The organism is Candidatus Neomarinimicrobiota bacterium (assembly GCA_041154365.1).
Taxonomy (GTDB): Bacteria; Fidelibacterota; Fidelibacteria; order Fidelibacterales; family Fidelibacteraceae; genus Fidelibacter; species Fidelibacter multiformis.
In genome coordinates this window covers 2,179,358-2,199,313 of record AP035449.1, presented here as the reverse complement: position 1 = coordinate 2,199,313, position 19,956 = coordinate 2,179,358, and the positions used below count along the sequence as shown (strand labels likewise).

The following is a 19,956-nucleotide window of genomic DNA, read 5'->3' as shown; positions in this document are numbered from 1 at the left end:
TTTCGGAAGGACGCATGGGATTCATTAAACGAATCATTCTCTTTTTTATGGTATTGGGGCTTGTAAGCTTTGCAGCATATCTGATTTTTGATTATATCATGATGCCTTTCATTGTAAGCCGCCGGGATACACGCATCCTGCTGGATGTCCGCTATATGCCCTGGGACCGTGCCGCCTCACTGCTCCGACGGGAAGGTTTTATCCCCATGCGGGGGGAATCCAAACCCAGTAGCGATCTGGAACCTTTTACCGTCCTGGATCAGCGTCCAAGGCCAGGGTCCAAAGTCCGCCTGGGTAGACGGGTCTACCTGGATATTTCCACCGTCGAAAAAGAGATTCCCTTTCCGAACCTCGTGGGTAAAACCCTCCGGGGTGCCGAAATTATCCTCCGGGAATATCAGATGGAACTGGATACGGTGCTTTGGGATTATTCCAACAGTCCCCAGGGAGTCGTCTATGATCAGTCTGTGGATCCAGGCATCTACGTGACACGGGGAACCCCGGTAGTCCTGTATGCCAGTTTGGGACTCAAATCCTGGACGGTCCCCGATGTGGTGGGTATGAGTCAGTTTGCCGCCATACGAAAAATTGAAAGTGCCGGACTGGATGTGAGTGATGTCCGTTTTGTGGAGCGGGATGATCTACTGGCTTTCACCGTCTTGTCCCAGTCTGTCGAAGGAGGAACGGTGCTTAAGGAACCCCGGGGTATCGTGCTCACGGTGAGTCAACTTCCTGAAGAAAAACACAACCGGTAAACACGTATGATGAAAACAGAAACAGACCGTAAAGTCCTTCATGTCCTTTCGGGTGTTATTCCCTTTGGAGTATATTTTATGCCGGAATGGTTCGGTTTTACCTCCCGGCAGATGACACTTCTTGCATTAGGGGGATTTTCCATTCCCTTTATCTGTCTGGATGTGGGAAGACGCTGGATTCCATTTTTTCAGAAAACTTTCAAATGGCTGGCGGGACACTCCATGCGGGAGTCTGAAGAGATGGGTTTTCAACTTACCGGTGCCACCTGGCAGTTTATCTCATTCTGGCTGGTTCTGTGGTATTTTAAACCCGATTATGCCGTTCCCGCCTGTCTGCTCCTCTCCATCAGTGATGCGGCCGCTGCCCTGATTGGAAAACGCTGGGGAAAAATCAGGTGGATTTACAATCATACCCTCATGGGTACCGGTGCATTTATCCTGACCGGTGTACTGATTTTTATCATTGGCTATCCCCATCTGGTGCTCTGGAAAGTGTTTGCTGTAGTCGTACTGACGTCCATTTGTGAAGCCCTTTTGCACCGGGTGAATGACAATTTCTCCATACCGCTCATCTCTGCCATTCTCCTGGCTCTGTTCCAGGCGTAATAAAGACTCACTTTTTCATTTTATTTTTTTCCGGGGAGCCCTATATTCACCAACAATCTGGTAAACAGCTTCTCATCAACGGTACGGAACGGTACATGGCTTACGGGTTAAGCATTCCGAACCGGGGATACATTGAAGATATACCCTCTGACTGAACCATACACACACAAAAAAGGCGCTGAATCCAGCGCCTTTTTTGTGTGGAGCCACCTGCCGGACTCGAACCGGCGACAACCGCTTTACGAAAGCGGTGCTCTACCAGCTGAGCTAAGGTGGCTTTCCGAAAGCGTGGGAAAATAGAATATTTTTTTTTGATTTGCAAGAATGAGTGATGTCAGGGCGCTTTAGCGTCCTTTTCACAGCAAGAGGCACCATTTATGGTGTCGGTGTGATGGCGGATATCCGTTAGTCATAGTGTGTAGCCAGATGTTTTTATGACCGACGGGATAATCCTGTTTTTTATTGTCGATGTTTATGGCCGACGCGATAAATCCCGTCGTTTATTTGGGAAAGCATCCTGAAGGATGCTCATCTGCTGTGCCGGATAAGGGTCAGGGCGCTTTAGCGTCCTTTTCACAGCAAGAGACACCATTTATGGTGTCGGTGTGATGGCGGATATCCGTTAGTCATAGTGTGTAGCCAGATGTTTATGGCCGACGGGATAATCCTGTAGTTTATTATTGATGTTTATGGCCGACGGGATAAATCCCGTCGTTTATTGGAACAAGCATCCTGAAGGATGCTCATCTGCTGTGCCGGATAAGGGTCAGGGCGCTTTAGCGTCCTTTTCACAACAAGAGATACCATTTATGGTGTCGGTGTGATGGCGGATATCCGTTAGTCATAGTGTGTAGCCAGATGTTTATGGCCGACGGGATAATCCTGTTTTTTATTGTCGATGTTTATGGCCGACGGGATAAATCCCGTCGTTTATTTGGGAAAGCATCCTGAAGGATGCTCATCTGCTGTGTCGGATAAGGGTCAGGGCGCTTTAGCGTCCTTTTCACAGCAAGAGGCACCATTTATGGTGTCGGTGTGATGGCGGATATCCGTTAGTCATAGTGTGTAGCCAGATGTTTATGGCCGACGGGATAAATCCCGTCGTTTATTTGGGAAAGCATCCTGAAGGATGCTCATCTGCTGTGCCGGATAAGGGTCAGGGCGCTTTAGCGTCCTTTTCACAGCAAGAGATACCATTTATGGTGTCGGTGTGATGGCGGATATCCGTTAGTCATAGTGTGTAGCCAGATGTTTATGGCCGACGGGATAATCCTGTTTTTTATTGTCGATGTTTATGGCCGACGGGATAAATCCCGTCGTTTATTTGGGAAAGCATCCTGAAGGATGCTCATCTGCTGTGCCGGATAAGGGTCAGGGCGCTTTAGCGTCCTTTTCATACGAAGCAATGTTGTTTATATTGTCGTAAGTTTCATATTGCTTGATCGTTTTTTTATACTTATGATGTTCAAATTGCTTATTTATGTAATTATATATTTTTTGGTAATTCTCTGGTGATACAGTAAAAACCCCATATCCTCTCTGCCATTTTAATTTTTCATCAAATCCGTATCGGCTGTTATAAAAATAAGATGTAGCACCCTTTATATTTCCTATGGCTTTTGCAACACTAGTTTGTGGAGAAATATATATCAATAAATGTACGTGATTTTCTATTCCTCCAATACAATGTAAATAGTAACCATTTTTTTTACATATACTCAGAATAAAATCATAAATAATGTTTTTCCGCTCTTCTGTGATAAATTGACAATTATATTTTGTTCTAAACACAACATGATATAAAATTGATTTGTATGTTTTCCCTGTCATGCAAATAAAATAGATAACAAAAATTACCATATCAACATAATTCAATATAAATAATATGAATAAATAATGGATATTTATATTCTTTGTTTTTCCAAGTGATGCCTGCGTGTGACGGGAGACACCATTTATGGTGTCGGGGTGATGGAGAAAAAAGTACTCAGATTTCATTTCTATTCTCCCCTCAATCCCCTAAATTCAAGCCGTTAAAAAAAGAAGGATCTTCATGAAACAATCCACCCGCAAATTCCTTATGGATTATTCCATCCCCGAAGAGATTGCCAACGCCATTACCCACGGTATCGGTGTCCTGTTAAGCATTGCTGCACTGGTGATTCTGATTGTGAAAGCAGTCCGGGAAGGGACAGCCTGGCATGTGACCAGCTATACGATCTTCGGCGTCAGTATGGTCTTGCTTTACCTTATGTCCACCCTCTACCACAGTCTGCCCTGGGCCGGTGCCCGAAACGTCTTCGCCCGCCTGGATCATGCCACTATTTTCGTCCTCATCGCCGGGACCTATACCCCCTATACCCTGACGGTCCTCCGGGGGCCCTGGGGATGGGTGATTTTCGGACTGGTTTGGGGAATTGCCATTTTGGGCGTGGTCCTGAAAGCCATCTACCTGGATAAATACCATACGGCATCCACCTGGATCTACCTGGCCATGGGATGGATTATCCTGATTGCCGGTCCCAACCTTTTTCGCCTCCTTCCCCATAAAAGCCTGGTTTACCTGATCATCGGAGGAATCCTCTACTCTGTGGGCTTTATTTTCTATCGCATGAAACGTGTCGCCTGGACTCATCCCATCTGGCACCTGTTCGTCATGGCCGGGACCCTTTTCCATTTTTTCTCGGTCCTTTATCTGACATCCTGACCTTTCCCAACCTACACCTTTTACATCCCCCCTCATAAAACGGATTTTCATCCGGCTTCTGTTTGACTCGCCGTAAATATTCAATAAATTACGCGTCTTTGAAATGCAGGCAGAGGGAGGTGATTTTATGACGGAAAAAGAATTGATTTTACGTAAGAGCATCCAGGACTATGTGATGATCCTTGTGGGATCTTTACTCATGGCCGTGGCTTTTATGCTCTTCCTTATCCCCAATAAGGTCAATGCCGGAGGCGTTTCGGGAATTGCAACCATCCTCTATCATACGTTTCATATTCCGGCCGGCCTGACTATGCTGGTGACCAATATTCCCCTCTTTCTGATGGGCCTCTATTTTTTCGGGAAAAAGTTTGGTTTAAAAACCGTGACAGGCATTGTGGCATCCTCCGCCTTTTCCGATTTGATTGATAAAGGACTGGGCTGGGGCGCCCTGACAGACAATAAACTGCTGGCCACCGTCTATGGCGGACTCATATTGGGGGTGGGCCTGGGGATTATCTTCCGGGGCCGGGGAACGACCGGCGGCAGCGATATTGTCGCCCGCATGATCAATAAATTTACCCATATCAGCCTGGGCTGGTCTTTCATGATCGTGGATACAGGCATTATCATCCTGACCGGACTGATTTTTCAGGATGTGGAACTGGTCCTCTTCTGTCTGATCTCTCTGGCCATCAGCTCAAAAGTTGTGGATGTGATGGTGGAAGGACTCATGTCCGAAAAGGCCATCATGATTATCAGCGATGCCTGGACTGATATCGCCCGGCGCATCATGCAGGAGGTCCACCGGGGGGTGACGGGACTCGATTCCCATGGCATGTATACGGATAAGGAACGAAGAACCCTCTACACCGTGGTGGCTACCCGGCAGGTGGAAGAAATCCGGCGCATTGTCCGGCAAATCGACCCCAATGCCTTTATGATTATTTCAAATGTGGCGATTCTCCAGGGCGAAGGATTCAGAGACAGAACCATTTTGAATGAGTAATCACTGATTTCGTGGAAAAACATCCCTTTTAACCGATTCACCTGATTCATCCGTGCTCTTTACCCTTTTTTATGTTATTTTTAAATGTTATTTAGAAACTAAACCGAACGAGATAAGAGGAGAATGCAACGATGCATCATTTTTCACGAATTTTTATATTCCTGCTGCCTTTAACCCTGCTCTTTGCCCAGGACCCGGTGAATGAGGAGTTCCGGGCAACATGGGTCATTACCTGGAATGCCTACAGCGGCAACCTGAGCACGGAACAACTGAAGGCCAGAACCCGGGAAATTCTGGACAATCACAAAAAAGCCAATATGAATGCAGTCCTCTGGCAGGTCCGCCAGGCGGGCACATCCTACTATAATTCACCGTACGAACCCTGGGGCTCCTACCTGGGCTACAAAGATCCGGGGTATGATCCTCTGGAATATGCCATCCAGGAAGCCCACAAGCGGGGCATTGAACTCCATGCCTGGTTTAATGTATTCAAAACCAACAGCGACCGTCCCGGTACCCCGGTGGCGGAGCATCCGGAATGGGTCTGTAGGGATGCAGACGGTAATCCCATGACGGAGAATTACGCTCTTTCACCGGGACTCGAAGCCGTCCGGGAATATACCCGGGATGTGGTGATGGATATTGTCAACCGCTACGATATTGACGGTATGCATTATGATTATATCCGATGGAATGAATATAGCAGCAAAACCGTGAGTTTGGGGGGAGAAGAACCCTTTGACGGCCAGTTTTCACCGGAAATCATCGAGGGAATGACCAAAGGATCCCGCTATCTGTATGATGTTGAACACCCTTACAGCGCCGGTGTACCGGACAGCCTTCCCGGTATTCCCTATGCTTCCTGGGAAAGTTACTGGCGCCACAGTGTGGATCAGTTTGTCGAAATGGTCCATGATTCGGTGCAGAAGGTGAAACCCTGGGTCCGGGTCAGTGCCGCCGCCCTGGGGCGCTATAAAAAGTGGTCCGGTTACTATTCTGTGTACCAGGATGCGGCAAAATGGTTCAATGAAGGCTGGGTGGATCAACTGACTCCCATGCACTATCACTGGACAACTGCCGATGGATTTATCACGGCTTTAACAACAGACTGGGAACCGGAAATCCAGCCGGGAATTGCCGCAGGACGCTTTTATTCTGTAGGGCCGGGAAGCTATAATTTTGGGTCTGCCTGGGATAATCACCCCCGTATCGTGGAAGCCTGCCGGCAGCTGGACTGGGTGGACGGGTTTCAGTTTTTCAGCTATGGAAGCTGGCAGGATATGCTCTACTGGGAAGAAGCAGGCGAAACCTTTTTTAGCCGGAAAACCCGCATGAAACCCCTTACCTTTATCTCAACGGAAGCCCCGGAATATATGCCCCTGGTCATCCTGACCAAGCATGACGACATGAGCTATGCCGTTTCCATGGATCTTCCCGAAAGTATTACCGATCCATACTGGCTTGTGATTTACCGCACCGAATCCGGTACGCCAAATCCCGATGTGGATGACATTGTAGGGATGACCTATGCCCCGACACCGTTCACCATTCAGGAATCGTTTGACGGAACCCAGTTGTTTTCAGGGAAATACGGGTATTACGGCATTGCCTATAACCGCTATTGGAATCCCTCACCGGTCTCCGAAATCGCTTTTACCGATTCCATTATCTCCTATCCACCCATCGTGGAATCTTGTTCCGTGGCAGACGGGGATACGGTTTCTATCAATACGACCATTGAATTTGGGTTTTCCAAACGGATGGATCCGGCGGTTTTTGAGGAAAAAATTACGATTGTGCCGGAACCACCGGCCATGAATTTCAGGTGGGACCGCCCAAACTGGCTCTCCGGCGGCCGGAATGTAACCCTCTCATTCACATCCAATCTGGAAAATGATGTGGAATATACCCTCACACTCCCGGGGGATATCACCGATGCCGCCGGTATGCCCCTGGACGGCAACGGAGACCTGACCGGCGGTGATGCCTGGGAAATCAGTTTCCGGACAGACCTGCGGGATGATACACCGCCTGTTCTCATCAGTACACATCCCGCCGGCACCGTTCCCCACATCGATTTAACGGAACCGGTGGCTTTCTACTTTAACGAAGAACTGGATCCTGCCAGTGTAAGCCCGGAACGGATTGCCGTTACAACAGACGGCATCCACATCTCAAAAGATGCGGTTTTAACACCCTGGAAAGAGGGATCGGTCCTCAGTGTCAGACCCTATTCCCGCCTGGTCTCCAACGCCCCCGTCACGGTGACTTTGAGTCCCGGCGTTTCAGATACCATGGGAAATGCCATCAATGAACCCATTACCCTTACCTGTCACACAAAAGATTATTACTATCATGATCTGAAAATACTGGATGATTTTATGGGAGAAGGGGACTGGAAAGACCCCACGTTTTCAGGGTCAACCGCAGGTGTTTTACCCACCGGATCCTCCTTTAACAAATCCTCCGAAGATAATTATCTCCCCGGTTCGGCTTATGAAGCAGAGAATAGGCGATCGGGACGGCTGATCTACCAGTGGGATATGGAATCCACGGAAGGCTGGTTTCTACGGAACCACATTGCATCCAGTCCGCCAACCCAGATCCCCATCGATACTTCCTGGACGCTCCAGTCTTTTGTGTACGGGGACAGTAGTATGAATTTGTTTCGTTTTTCCCTGTATGAAACCGGGGGGGATGCCATTGCGGAAGTATCCAGGTGGGATACCATCAACTGGATCGGCTGGAAATTGCTGGAGTGGGATCTGGGCGATCCTGCACACATCGGCAGTTGGCCCGGAGCGTCGAATGGTACCATGGATGGCTCATCCTACCGCCTGGAAAGTTTTCAGATGATCCGGACCGATAACAGTGCCGAATCGGGTATAATCTGGCTGGATGATTTCCGCCTGGTGAAAAAAACACCCGGACAGGCACCGCCTAATCAGCCGCCGGTGATCGAGAGCATTCCCGATACATCCGTGGAACAGGGCAAAAGTCTGCGCCTTTTTGTCTTTTTTGAGGATCCCAACCCGGGCGATACCCACCGTTTTGTGTGTGAATCTGATACAGCCGATGTGTGGTTCCGGATTATGGGACATACCTCGGGAGAACGGATCTACATCCGGACCAGCGAAACCTTTACCGGACAAGCCAATATCCGCATCATGGTCCGGGATATGGGTGTAGGCGAACTGACCGATACCACGGAGTTTGTTCTTACGGTGACGCCTGTCACCGCCGTGAAAGATCCCGGCATCCCCCGGGAATTTGCCCTCCATGGGAATTATCCCAATCCCTTTAACCCCGTGACCACCATCCGCTTTGATGTGCCCGAACAACAGCATATCCGCCTGGCGGTGTATGATATCCGGGGAGCCCTCGTCACCGAACTGGTAAATGGAATTCAGTTTCCCGGCATCCATGAGGTGATATTTGACGGCTCTCGCTATGCTTCCGGACTCTACTTTCTTTACTTCCAGGCAGGGGATGTGTCGGATGTTAAACGGATGATTCTGATTAAATAGGGAGGATTTTTTGCTGTAAAGGAAAGGAAAACTTCATAAAAAGACCGGAGAAGAGTTATGAAACGTATTCTTCTGTTACTGATTCTCATCACAACATGTATCTTTGCCGGAGATACCCTCCGCTTTGCCTGGATGTCGGACACACATACCAGCGGGGAATCCGGACAACGGGATCTTGCCCGGGCGGTCCGCGATATCAACAGCCGGGCCGACCTGGATTTTGTCATCATTTCCGGCGATCTGACCGATTATGATTTTCCAGGCCACATTGCCCGGGCGAAAGAACTCCTGGACAGTCTGAATCTCAACTACCTGGCGATTCCCGGTAACCACGAATACAAGTGGACCTACAGCGGAGGAGAGGAATATCTCCGGGTCTTCGGATACGACCGCTTCAACAAGAAAATCGATGACGTCCGCTTTATAGGATTTCACCAGGGTCCCCTCCTCCGTATGGGGGATGGTTTTGTGGCCCCTAAAGATGTGCAATGGCTCCGGGAACAGATCAAAGCTGCCCCGGAAGATGAAAAAATCATCGTGATCACCCACTATCCCATAGATAAATCAGTCCGGAATTACCGGGACATCCTGAAAATCCTCCGGACCCGAAATGTCCAGGCCATCCTCCATGGGCATCATCATCACAATGCCGTGGCAAATTACGGTGGCATTCCGGGAATCCTGGGCAGGTCTACCCTGGCACGGAATGATGCGGGAGGATACAACATTGTCACCCTCACAGAGGATTCCCTCATCGTACAGGAAAAGGTCACCGGTGGTGAATTGAAAGCACCCTGGCATTCCATGGCACTCCGGGATGAACGAAAAAGCGATTATGAACCCATAGAACCGGCAGATTATTCCGTCAATGAAAAATATCCCCAGGTGGAACCACTGTGGATGACTGAATTGCACTCCCTCATTGCCGGCGGACCGGCGGTTACCTACTCCCGGGTGATTGTTGGACTCAATAACGGGGATGTGGTGGCACTGAAACGGCGGAATGGGAAGGAGTTGTGGCGTTTCCATACGAACGGGCCTGTTTTGGGGACACCTGTCATTGAAGGCAGCGTGGTAATTGTGGCATCTGCCGACTCCTGCGTGTATGGTATCCACCTGAGAAAAGGTAAATCCTTGTGGAAAGTAAAAGGGGATATGCCCTTTGTCTCCTCTGCCGCTGTCAGGGATGGGAATGCCTATATCGGTGGCAGTGACGGGAAAATTCGTTGCATCAATATTTCAGAGGGGACGGTAAACTGGACCTGCGACAGGGTGGAACAATATATTGAAGCCACACCGGCGGTTACCCGGGAGCATGTGATTGTCGGCGCCTGGGACCGCCATCTGTATGCTCTGGACCGTTTTACAGGCAGGCTGGACTGGAAATGGGCAGGTCCCATGGCCGGCGTTCTCTATTCGCCTGCCGTATGCCAGCCGGTTGTTTCCAACGGAGTGGTCTTTATTGTGGCACCGGACCGGGTGATGACGGCTCTGGATGAAAAAACCGGGGAAGTCATCTGGCGGACCGCTGAGCATATGGTGCGGGAAAGTATCGGGATCTCGGAAGACAAAACCCGGGTCTATGCCCGGACCATGCAGGATTCGGTGGTGTGCATGGATGCCACGGCCAGGGAACCGGTCACCCTGTGGAAAACCTTTGGTGGATTCGGCTATGATATCGGCATGGCGCCGCCGGTTGAAAAAGACGGTGTGCTTTTTTATCCCACCCAGCGGGGAGAGGTACATGCCATGGATCCCCTGACGGGAAAAATCCTCTGGAAACACCGTCTCAGTACGGCTTTGGTGAATCCTGTCTTTCCCCGGACTGACGACGATCTGGTCGTGACCACCATGGATGGCAAAGTTGCCAGAGTGATTGTGAAATGACCCGGACACCCCCCCAACCCCTCACCCAAATCGAATGTCCCCTCTGTGGGAATCCCGAAAGTTTTGATGTCATGCGGGTTCAGGACTGGCTGGTGACCCAAAACTGGTTCACACTCATGGAGTGTCCACGTTGTACCGGCCGTTTTATCCAGCCCTTCCCCCGGGAGGATGAACTCCCGGCCTATTATCAGTCCGAAGCCTACATTTCGCACACCGATACCAAAAAAGGACTCATCAACCGGCTCTATCGCCTGGCCCGGAAAGAAACGCTCCGTTCCAAACGGCGCCGGATTGAAAAAGCAAGCGGGTTAAAAAAAGGGAAACTCCTGGATATCGGCGCAGCGACGGGACACTTTCTGCATACGATGCAAAAGGCAGGATGGGATGTATGCGGTGTGGAGCCGGATGAAAGTGCCCGGAAACGGGCTAAGGATCATTTCGGACTTACACTATTCCCTCAGGAGGATTTGAAGTCGCTTACAGAAAACACCTTTGATGTGATTACCCTGTGGCATGTTCTGGAGCATATTCACGATCTACATGGCACCCTGGAGCAAATCAAGCGCCTGTTGAAACCTTCGGGGATACTGGTCGTAGCTGTGCCGAATTACCTGAGTTACGATGCCCGGTATTACGGCAAACACTGGGCTGCCTGGGATCCGCCGAGACACCTGTATCATTTTACGCCGGAAGCCATGAAACAGCTCATGGCATCCCACAAACTTCGGATCACATCCCAAAAACGCATGCCTTTGGATAGTTTTTACGTCTCCCTCCTCAGCGAAAAAATCCACAAGCACAATTCACCCATCCGGGGACTGACTGTGGGAAAAATCTCCTGGTTAAAATCCCTCTTTCAGCCGGAAAAATGTTCGTCAATTACATATTTTGGGAGAGTTGAGAGTTGAGAGTGGAGAGTAGAGAGTGAGAGTTTTGAGTTTTGAGTCTGTTTTTGTGCGTTCATTGGGGACTGGTAACCGGGCCTGTTTGAAGTTGGTGTCGCTGCGCTCCTGGGGTTTCAATCAAATCAATCAATTCAATCTAGTCAATCGACTTTTTGACTTTCGACTTTCGACTTTCGACTTTCGACTGCCGACTTTCGACTGTCGACTGCCAACTACCGACTGAAAAAGTGACGCGTAACGCGTGACGAGTGACAAGTGGGTTTCAAGCACCTCACTTTGTTCTGTATTCAAGAGCCGCTACGCGGCTTTCAAACGCTGCTGCGCATCGTTCAAGGATCTCACTTCATTCGATCTTCAATCCCGGCTTTGCAGATTTCAACAGGTGACTTGGACTTCTTTTTTGAACACTGCGAAGCAGTGCTGGAATGCTGAGCGCAGCGAAGCCATTGAACGGCACAAAGTGCCGCTTGAATTATTAAACGCCGCTACGCGGCATTCAAGCACCACTTCGTGGTGTTCAAGCACCTCACAATGTTCGGTGTTCAAACGCTGCTGCGCATCGTTCAAGGATCTCACTTCATTCGATCTTCAATCCCGGCTTTGCAGATTTCAACAGGTGACTTGGACTTCTTTTTTGAACACTGCGAAGCAGTGCTGGAATGCTGAGCGCAGCGAAGCCATTGAACGGCACAAAGTGCCGCTTGAATTATTAAACGCTGCTGCGCAGCTTTCAAATTCATTATCTTCCATAAGCTGATATCTTGGTCTGTCGCAAAGTTTAAATGAGGGCTGTATTTTATCCATTAAATAATTCGAAATAACACATATATGATTAACAATATTATCTTGCATTGTGTCGCATATCGGTGTATCTTACCCCCGGGGTGGGGGGTGTCACCTAAACGAAATCATATATCCCATCTCTCTTATATCCCAGTTCATTTAAGAAAAAAAATCTAAATCAAATCAATCAAATCAATCAAATCAATCAAATCATTCTATTCAATCTAGTCAATCGACTTTTCGACTTTCGACTTTCGACTTTCGACTGCCGACTGTCGACCGTCAACTAACGACTAACGACTTTTTATCTTAGAAACTTCTTGACTGATAAGGCAAGACTTCTCTAAATTGCCACGCTTTTTGAGGATGATTTCACGCGAGTGGCTCTGTAGCTCAGTCGGTAGAGCAGGGGACTGAAAATCCCTGTGTCGCTGGTTCGATTCCGGCCGGAGCCACGTGAAAAAAGCCCTGCAGAGATGTGGGGCTTTTTTAATTATGAATGAAGAATTATGAATGAAGAATTGAATTAAATAATTACTGAATTTGGTTGGAGGGGTTAATAGATGCACACACCTCCTTGTCACGCGTCATAGCGTCTCCCTCGCTACTCACACCCCGGACTGAAGTCCGGGGCTTTTTCTCCCTCTCATTCCCCCGGACTGAAGTTCGGGGCTTTTTCTCTCTCTCATTCCCCCGGACTGAAGTCCGGGGTCATTCCTATTTACTCTTCTATCCTTCCCCTCTTCCTCTTTATTACAATAAAAATATTTGTTATAAAAATATATCCTTGAATATGGAAATAATTCACACTAAAATAAAATAAGCAATTATATTGTGTTTATAAGAAGAGGTAAAAATGAAGGTAAAACTCCTGTTAGTCATTTTGAGTGCATTTAATATATCTTTTGTTCAGACAACGATGCTGGCAGACATTGCAGGGGAGATTGAAACGGAGTTCGGTACATATATCCCCTATCTTGTTGACATTGAACCCAATGCGCCACAATATGTCGTCGAATCAGATTTCAGCAATGTTACAAATTTCAGTGATTTCACGTTCACCGAATCACAAAAACAGAAATTACTGGAAAACCACTTTGTGGTGATTCCCGGAAGAACCTCCGGTCCGACAGGCTATAAAGAGATTTACGATATCTATCATGAAGCCCGTGAAAACGATATCTCCCAGTTTATTACTACCGAATCCGTTTAACAGTTCAACCACGATACAATACGACCTTCCGGAAGATGGTTTTGATAATATTTCCATAGATAATATCCTGGATGATCATATCATAACCCTGGAAAATTCGTATGAACAAGCCGGTTATAAGGTTGTGTATTGGAATGAATATGATCAAAACAATCACCTTGCACCGTCTGGCGTGTACATGTATCAGATTGAATACAAAGACAATACATCAATCCGAAAAAGGTGCTTGTGAAATAAGTTGTGTTTGAAAAATAAATGATTTAGCCGAAAGTCGAAAGTCGAAAGTCGAAAGTCAAAAGTCAAAAGTCAAAAGTCAAAAGTCGAAAGTTTCCTCTTTGAGAGGGGATTTAGGGGTGTTTAAGGAAGTGACGCGTGACGCGTAACGAGTAACGAGTGGGGTGCGTGTGTCAATTGACGGTTAAATTTTTGGCAGAGATCTGGCACGAGCATATTTCGTCTCCGCTCAGTAACCGTGCTCGTACCTTACGTTCTTTCCCAGCTTAAACTTAAATAAAATATAGTTCCAGGCCGGATAATATTCAGAACATCATTTAACACACTCAACTCCGCGGGAATTATCCGAGAAACATGTTTACATTCACAGCGGTTATATTTTTTTGAATTTGATGTGTTTTGTGATCATTGGATAAAATATAGGCATGTTTCAAAGGTTTGTCTAAAATGTGTTCCAGACCGATCAGGTTTTTGGTTTCACGAGGGGTGATTTTTTCTGATTTTTTAATTTCAAAGGCCAGATAGGAATCCGGAAGTTCCAGAATCAAATCAACCTCTTTCCCGTCATAAGTCCGTAAATGATACAGTGGGATGTTCATGGAAACAGTTGATATTTGCTTGACTATTTCTGAAACAACAATGCTTTCAAATTCTTCTCCTGTGATACCCCCTTTCTTCCGGAGGATCGTCTGCAAAATGCCATGATCCAGAAAATGAAATTTTTCCATCCGGGTCAGTCGCTTGTTGGGATTTTTTGACCATCCGGGGAGAATAACAGATTGATAACTTAATTCAAAATACCGGATATACCGTTGGACCGTTTTCACGGAGAGTCCCAATTGCCCCGCAACTCCCGAAGCATTCAGGAGTCTGCCTGTATTTTGTGCCATATACCGTTGACATTTGACAAAAGGTTCCAAATCCCGAAAAGTGGCAAGATCCCGAATATCCCGTTCCAGATACGTTTTCACATAATTGTCCAGCCATTCATACTTTTCCCGGGGAGTTATCAATTCATCGGAGACGGCCGGATAAGCACCAAATGTCAACAGATGATCCCATGCCTTCTCTTTATTAACCATCTGTTTATCCAACCGGAATGATGGGAGAAAAACATCATTTTCTGTCCCCGTCAGGATCTGCTGAAAAAGAGATTCGTTCACCGGTTCATCCCAGTTACCGGTTCTTAATTCCGGCAGGGTTAAGGGATAAATTTCAAAAATGACACAACGTCCTGCCAGGCTTTCTTTGACTTTTTGTAAGAGGAGTAACTGACTGGAACCTAAGAGAATATAACGAGGTTCCGGCCATTGATCATAAACCGATTTCACACTTTCAATCAATCGGGGTTCTTTCTGCACCTCATCCAGGATAGCCTGGGGATACAACGATTTCCATTGAGATGCGGTAAGCGTGGAATACTCGGTCCTCATAACCGGATCTTCAATGGAAAGATACTCATAACCGGGATATAAATGTCTGGCAAGCGTTGTTTTCCCGGTTTGACGAGCACCTGTCAGGATAAGAATACGCCCTGTTTTTGATTGATAACTTTCTTTCAGTTTTTGAGCAATTTTTCTGTTTTTCATGGTAGCATTCCCAGTTTTGTATAATCCTGTAGAAATATACAAAAAAAATCAAGAATTATGGACGTGTATTCCAAATATTACGCCAATTATTGTAAATTCATTCCATAAATTACGCCTATTTGGTTAGAAAGCATCGCGTAGAGGTTTTTTTAAATGTTTAAGAATCCTGCAGCGACTGCTGGTATAAGTAGCGAGTAGCGAGGATCGAGGTGCGAGGTCCGAGTAACGAGAATTTTCTCTAATCTGCTTTGCTCCGACAGAACTCAGAACTCAGAACTATATTGTAAATATGCTTACAACATAATAAACCACAACCATCAGATCCTTAGATTTATTCATTCTATCGACATTGCCTTTATTCGGTTTAATTGAATATACTTATTGCTGTGTTTAACAATCAAGCAGAAAAGAAGAATTATTCTGCTTGTCCGTCGCACCTTAAATGTGAGAAATGTCACATTCAATAAAAATTCAATTTCTGAATCACCTCAAAATGTATATATTTCATACCTATAAACGCCCTGCATATTGGGACTGTTTGTGGCGGAGCCGCGCCCTGCGGCGAAGCCGCAGGGACGAGTAACGAGGTTCGAGGGACGAGGAAGGCTAGTGACTGGGGACTGGGAATTGAGGAGTAACGCGTAACGAGGGGATTGGAAGCTGGAAGTTAGAAGTTGGAAGCTAGCGCCGCTTCGCGGCTAGGCTTGTTTGGGTGCGTCAATGAACCCACTCAACCAAATTCATAATTCTTCATTCAATTCATCATTCATCATTCATAACTCATCATTAAATAGCGCTCTCTCCGCCACTATCCTGGCCGGCCGCGAAATCCTGAAGATCTATCAAGATCCCACCGCCGATTTTTCGATAGAGAAAAAAGCCGATAATTCCCCCCTGACCATTGCCGATAAAGCTGCCCATCAGGTGATTGTGGAGATACTGCAATCAACCGGACTCCCCATCCTTAGTGAAGAGGGGAAGGATATTCCCTGGGAAGACCGGAAAAACTGGCACCGGTTCTGGCTGGTGGATCCCTTGGACGGGACGAAGGAGTTTATTAAACGGAATGGGGAGTTCACGGTCAATATCGCACTGATTGAAGACCATAAACCCATTGCCGGTGTAATCTATGTCCCGGTGACTAAAACCCTCTATGCCGGCATGGTGGGCGAAGGCGCCTGGAAAGGGGAGGGGATGGATGAAACGGTGACTTTTGAGACGCTGAAATCGCAGGGACAATCACTCCCATCCGAAACACTCCCCGAAACCTACACCCTTGTGGGCAGCCGGTCTCACATGAACAAAGACACGGAAGAATATATGGCTGCCCGGCGAAAAGAACACGGTACGGTGAATATTATCGCCAAAGGCAGCTCACTGAAAATCTGCCTTGTCGCCGAAAACGCCGCCCATGAATATCCCCGTTTCGGTCCCACCATGGAATGGGACACCGCCGCCGGCCACGCTATTGCCAGTGCGGCAGGAAAGAGGGTCGTGCGTGTGGACAGCCACGAGGAGCTGAGGTATAATAAGCGGGAATTGCTGAATCCGTATTTTGTAGTGACTGGGAACTGGTGACTGGGGACTGGGGAGTAACGCGTGACGAGGGGATTGGAAGCTGGAAGTTAGAAGCTAGAAGTTGGCGCCGCTTCGCGGCTGATCTTGTTTGAGTGCGTCAATTGATCTACACAACCCAATTCATCATTAACTAATTCAATTCATCATTCATCATTCATAATTCTTCATTCAATGCAGCATATTATTTGGTGGTTAGAATTCTTATTATTATACGGATGATTTGAAAAGAAGGTGATACATGGAAAGAATTATAAATATTAAAATTAAAAAGTTGCCAGAAGGCGTGTTTCTGGCAACATCCGATGATATACAAGGATTGGTCGCGCAGGGACGTACGGTTCTTGAAACATTAGAAATTGCCCGGGATGTGGCAAAAAAATTAATGGAAGCACAAAATAAATAGTGTTACGCTTATAACATCAATTAACCCACTTAACCAAATTCATAATTCTTAATTCAATTCATCATTCATCATTCATAATTTTTCATTCCTATGAATAATATTCACACCGTTTTCGACAAAATCAAATCCCGCCAATTCAAAGAGCGGATTCTAAACCAGCACGCGAAAGTGATCTGGTTTACCGGCATGTCCGGCTCGGGCAAGACAACCCTGGCCAGTCTGCTGGAAGAGAAACTCTTTGATGCCGGTTTTTTCTGCCAGATTCTGGATGGGGACAATGTCCGATCCGGGATAAACAACAACCTTGGATTTTCAGAAGAAGACCGTGTCGAAAATATCCGCCGCATTGCCGAAGTCGCCAGACTTTTCCTGAACTGCGGAATCATCGTCATCTGTTCATTTATCAGTCCGACAAAACACATGCGGCAAATGGCCAAAGAGATTATCGGCGAAGATGATTTTCTGGAAATCTTTGTCAATACGCCTTTGGAAATCTGCGAAAAACGCGACCCCAAAGGACTCTATAAAAAAGCCCGTGCCGGCGAAATCAAAGACTTTACCGGCATCACCTCTCCCTTCGAAGCCCCCGAAAATCCTTTTCTCAGTGTGGAAAATGCTGAGCCGGAAATTGAAAAGACAGTGGAGAGGATTTTTAAGTCCGTCGTACCTTTATTAAGACAGTGAAGAAAAGTTCCGGGTTCCGGGATGCAGGTCTCGGGTTCCGGGTTACGGGTTCCGGGTTGTTAGTTCCGTGTTCCGGGTTGGGATGTTCACCCCGGCAACCCACAACCCTCAACCCGCAACAGCGAGCGCAGCGAGCCCTTAAACACACAATTTTAAACCTGATCAAATATTTAAGAACCAGGCCTATACCAAAAAAGAGACTCCCATCAAAATGACAAAAAAACAAAACAAATCAACCCCCAACCCGCAACTCGCAACTCGCAACAGCGAACGCAGTGAGCAACCCGCAACAGCGAGCAACGCGAGCCCCTCGCAACCCGCAACAGCGAACGCAGTGAGCAACCCGCAACAGCGAGCGCAGCGAGCAACTCGCAACAGCGAACGCAGTGAGCAACACGCAACAGCGAGCAACGCGAGCCCCTCGCAACCCGCAACCCACAACAATCAAATCGAATCCTACAAACTAACCCATCTCCAAGAGCTCGAGGCCGAATCCATCCACATCATCCGTGAGGTGGCGGCGGAGTTTGAAAATCCGGTGATGCTCTATTCCATCGGAAAAGATTCCTCCGTGATGGTCCGGCTGGCGGAAAAAGCCTTCTATCCCGGCAAGGTGCCCTTTCCACTTATGCATATCGACTCCAAATGGAAATTCCGGGAAATGACGGAGTTTCGGGACAAATATGCGAAGGAGAAGGGGTGGAATCTCATTGTCCACTACAACAAGGAAGGTTTTGAAAAAGGAATCGGTCCTTTTACCCACGGCAGCAAGGTCCACACGGATATCATGAAGACCCAGGCTTTGCTGGCAGGACTCAACAAATACGGGTTTGACGCGGCCTTTGGCGGTGCCCGGCGGGATGAAGAGAAATCCCGGGCGAAAGAACGGATTTTTTCCTTCCGGGATCAGTTCCACCAGTGGGATCCCAAGAACCAGCGTCCCGAACTCTGGAACATCTACAACGCCAGAATCAACAAAGGCGAAAGCATCCGTGTCTTTCCCTTAAGCAACTGGACCGAGCTGGATATCTGGCAATACATCCGCCTGGAAAACATCCCCATCGTCCCTCTTTATTACGCCAAAGAACGCCCTGTTATCCGCCTGCACAACACCCTCATCATGCCTGATGACGACCGCCTGCCCGACGAATACAAGGACAAAATCGAAACCAAAATGGTCCGCTTCCGCACCCTGGGCTGCTGGCCCCTCACCGGCGCCGTCGAATCCAACGCCGACACCCTGGAAAAAATCGTCGAAGAAATGATGCTTACCACCAAATCCGAACGAACCACACGGGTGATTGATTTTGATCAGGACGGGAGTATGGAGCAGAAAAAGCGAGAGGGATACTTTTAAGTTCCGGGTTCCGGGATACGGGTTCCGGGTTGGGACGTTCGGGGGGCCATTATTGATTCAGATTATGAGCTGATGAGGAGTTCAGGGACGCAGGTTTCGAGTTCCGGGTTCTGGGATGCGGGTTCCGGGTTGAGATGTTCATCACGGCAACCCACAACCCACAACGGCGAGCGCAGCGAGCAACCCGCAACCCGCAACGGCGAGCGCAGCGAGCAACCCGCAACCCACAACCCGCAACAGCGAGCGCAGCGAGCAAACATGGGAACATACAAAGATCTAGACATATGGAAAGAAAGCATGGCATTGGTAAGGACTGTTTACAAGACATCTAATCAACTGCCTGATACACAGAAATATTCCCTGGTCAGTCAAATGCAGCGATCTGCCATTTCTATCCCATCCAATATTGCAGAAGGATCAGCGCGACATACAGATAAAGAAACCATACAATTTTTATATATTGCACTTGGATCCATTGCAGAATTAAATACACAATTGATTCTTGTTGAGGATTTAGGATATGCTGAAACACAAGCATTACAAAATGATTGTGATCGTATCCGGAAGAAAATTTTAAACCTGATCAAATATTTAAGAACAAGGCCTATACAAAAAAAGAGACCCCCAACAAAATGACAAAAAAACAAAACAAAACAACTCAACCCACAACCCACAACCCGCAACAGCGAGCGCAGCGAGCAACTCGCAACCCGCAACCCCTC

At 47.6% G+C, this 19,956-nt stretch carries 16 protein-coding genes and 2 tRNA genes; 15 read left to right on the top strand and 3 right to left on the bottom strand.

Annotation, left to right across the window (positions count from 1 at the left end):
- Positions 1-14 precede the first annotated feature (14 nt).
- Together strainIA91_RS09410 and strainIA91_RS09405 are read left to right on the top strand one after the other, a co-directional pair.
- Entirely contained in the window at positions 15-755 is a 741-nt protein-coding gene (locus tag strainIA91_RS09410; RefSeq protein ID WP_400166523.1) for a PASTA domain-containing protein, read from the top strand.
- Positions 756-761: 6 nt separating this feature from the next.
- Complete coding sequence (locus strainIA91_RS09405; RefSeq protein WP_400166522.1) at positions 762-1,361, top strand: diacylglycerol/polyprenol kinase family protein; 600 nt, start codon at positions 762-764, stop codon at positions 1,359-1,361.
- Positions 1,362-1,562: 201 nt separating this feature from the next.
- On the opposite strand, the gene strainIA91_RS09400 is transcribed toward strainIA91_RS09405, so the two are convergent.
- Positions 1,563-1,638 (bottom strand) — tRNA-Thr (locus strainIA91_RS09400).
- 1,094 nt (positions 1,639-2,732) lie between these two features.
- Complete coding sequence (gene tnpA / locus strainIA91_RS09395; RefSeq protein WP_400166521.1) at positions 2,733-3,191, bottom strand: IS200/IS605 family transposase; 459 nt, start codon at positions 3,189-3,191, stop codon at positions 2,733-2,735.
- Between the two features lie 223 nt (positions 3,192-3,414).
- Between tnpA and trhA the strand changes: the two genes are divergently transcribed.
- The 8 genes from trhA (at position 3,415) to strainIA91_RS09355 (ending at position 13,621) form a co-directional block, all read left to right on the top strand.
- Positions 3,415-4,068: a PAQR family membrane homeostasis protein TrhA gene (gene trhA / locus strainIA91_RS09390; RefSeq protein ID WP_400166520.1), complete on the top strand. Its 654-nt coding sequence runs from the start codon at positions 3,415-3,417 to the stop codon at positions 4,066-4,068.
- A gap of 127 nt (positions 4,069-4,195) precedes the next feature.
- Positions 4,196-5,074, top strand: a complete 879-nt coding sequence (locus strainIA91_RS09385; RefSeq protein WP_400166519.1) for a YitT family protein — start codon at positions 4,196-4,198, stop codon at positions 5,072-5,074.
- 131 nt (positions 5,075-5,205) lie between these two features.
- Positions 5,206-8,601 carry a family 10 glycosylhydrolase gene (locus strainIA91_RS09380; protein WP_400166518.1) on the top strand — a complete coding sequence of 1,132 codons (3,396 nt, stop codon included), beginning with the start codon at positions 5,206-5,208 and terminating at the stop codon, positions 8,599-8,601.
- Positions 8,602-8,658: 57 nt separating this feature from the next.
- Positions 8,659-10,488: a PQQ-binding-like beta-propeller repeat protein gene (locus strainIA91_RS09375; RefSeq protein WP_400166517.1), complete on the top strand. Its 1,830-nt coding sequence runs from the start codon at positions 8,659-8,661 to the stop codon at positions 10,486-10,488.
- Positions 10,485-11,396 carry a class I SAM-dependent methyltransferase gene (locus tag strainIA91_RS09370; RefSeq protein ID WP_400166516.1) on the top strand — a complete coding sequence of 304 codons (912 nt, stop codon included), beginning with the start codon at positions 10,485-10,487 and terminating at the stop codon, positions 11,394-11,396. Before strainIA91_RS09375 ends, strainIA91_RS09370 begins: the two co-directional genes overlap by 4 nt.
- Positions 11,397-12,558: 1,162 nt before the next feature.
- A tRNA-Phe gene (locus tag strainIA91_RS09365) sits at positions 12,559-12,631 on the top strand.
- Positions 12,632-13,032: 401 nt separating this feature from the next.
- Positions 13,033-13,389 (top strand): hypothetical protein, encoded by a 357-nt coding sequence (locus tag strainIA91_RS09360; protein WP_400166515.1) that lies wholly within the window; start codon positions 13,033-13,035, stop codon positions 13,387-13,389.
- Positions 13,346-13,621, top strand: coding sequence for a hypothetical protein (locus strainIA91_RS09355; RefSeq protein WP_400166514.1), 276 nt, complete (start codon positions 13,346-13,348; stop codon positions 13,619-13,621). Before strainIA91_RS09360 ends, strainIA91_RS09355 begins: the two co-directional genes overlap by 44 nt.
- A gap of 343 nt (positions 13,622-13,964) precedes the next feature.
- Here strainIA91_RS09355 and strainIA91_RS09350 read toward each other — a convergent pair whose 3' ends face one another.
- The gene (locus strainIA91_RS09350; RefSeq protein WP_400166513.1) at positions 13,965-15,212 is read right to left on the bottom strand and encodes an ATP-binding protein; all 1,248 of its coding nucleotides are present in this window, start codon (positions 15,210-15,212) and stop codon (positions 13,965-13,967) included.
- 771 nt (positions 15,213-15,983) lie between these two features.
- Between strainIA91_RS09350 and cysQ the strand changes: the two genes are divergently transcribed.
- From cysQ to strainIA91_RS09325, 5 genes are all read left to right on the top strand, one after another.
- Positions 15,984-16,790: a 3'(2'),5'-bisphosphate nucleotidase CysQ gene (gene cysQ / locus strainIA91_RS09345; protein ID WP_400168256.1), complete on the top strand. Its 807-nt coding sequence runs from the start codon at positions 15,984-15,986 to the stop codon at positions 16,788-16,790.
- Positions 16,791-17,028: 238 nt separating this feature from the next.
- A complete protein-coding gene (locus tag strainIA91_RS09340; protein WP_400166512.1) occupies positions 17,029-17,193 on the top strand; it encodes a DUF1902 domain-containing protein in 165 nt (54 codons plus the stop codon).
- Between the two features lie 90 nt (positions 17,194-17,283).
- Positions 17,284-17,877 carry an adenylyl-sulfate kinase gene (cysC, locus tag strainIA91_RS09335; RefSeq protein WP_400166511.1) on the top strand — a complete coding sequence of 198 codons (594 nt, stop codon included), beginning with the start codon at positions 17,284-17,286 and terminating at the stop codon, positions 17,875-17,877.
- A gap of 211 nt (positions 17,878-18,088) precedes the next feature.
- A complete protein-coding gene (cysD, locus tag strainIA91_RS09330) occupies positions 18,089-19,234 on the top strand; it encodes a sulfate adenylyltransferase subunit CysD (RefSeq protein WP_400166510.1) in 1,146 nt (381 codons plus the stop codon).
- A gap of 258 nt (positions 19,235-19,492) precedes the next feature.
- Entirely contained in the window at positions 19,493-19,870 is a 378-nt protein-coding gene (locus strainIA91_RS09325; protein WP_400166509.1) for a four helix bundle protein, read from the top strand.
- The last annotated feature ends 86 nt before the right edge of the window (positions 19,871-19,956 follow it).

Bases quoted from the DNA above. Each gene is read 5' to 3' on its own strand.
- trhA (WP_400166520.1), top strand. From the start codon at position 3,415: ATGAAACAATCCACCCGCAAATTCCTTATGGATTATTCCATCCCCGAA.
- strainIA91_RS09370 (WP_400166516.1), top strand. From the start codon at position 10,485: ATGACCCGGACACCCCCCCAACCCCTCACCCAAATCGAATGTCCCCTC.
- strainIA91_RS09350 (WP_400166513.1), bottom strand. From the start codon at position 15,212: ATGAAAAACAGAAAAATTGCTCAAAAACTGAAAGAAAGTTATCAATCA.
- strainIA91_RS09360 (WP_400166515.1), top strand. From the start codon at position 13,033: ATGAAGGTAAAACTCCTGTTAGTCATTTTGAGTGCATTTAATATATCT.
- strainIA91_RS09405 (WP_400166522.1), top strand. From the start codon at position 762: ATGATGAAAACAGAAACAGACCGTAAAGTCCTTCATGTCCTTTCGGGT.
- strainIA91_RS09380 (WP_400166518.1), top strand. From the start codon at position 5,206: ATGCATCATTTTTCACGAATTTTTATATTCCTGCTGCCTTTAACCCTG.
- strainIA91_RS09385 (WP_400166519.1), top strand. From the start codon at position 4,196: ATGACGGAAAAAGAATTGATTTTACGTAAGAGCATCCAGGACTATGTG.
- strainIA91_RS09375 (WP_400166517.1), top strand. From the start codon at position 8,659: ATGAAACGTATTCTTCTGTTACTGATTCTCATCACAACATGTATCTTT.
- cysC (WP_400166511.1), top strand. From the start codon at position 17,284: ATGAATAATATTCACACCGTTTTCGACAAAATCAAATCCCGCCAATTC.
- cysD (WP_400166510.1), top strand. From the start codon at position 18,089: ATGACAAAAAAACAAAACAAATCAACCCCCAACCCGCAACTCGCAACT.
- tnpA (WP_400166521.1), bottom strand. From the start codon at position 3,191: ATGACAGGGAAAACATACAAATCAATTTTATATCATGTTGTGTTTAGA.
- strainIA91_RS09340 (WP_400166512.1), top strand. From the start codon at position 17,029: ATGGAAAGAATTATAAATATTAAAATTAAAAAGTTGCCAGAAGGCGTG.
- strainIA91_RS09410 (WP_400166523.1), top strand. From the start codon at position 15: ATGGGATTCATTAAACGAATCATTCTCTTTTTTATGGTATTGGGGCTT.
- strainIA91_RS09325 (WP_400166509.1), top strand. From the start codon at position 19,493: ATGGGAACATACAAAGATCTAGACATATGGAAAGAAAGCATGGCATTG.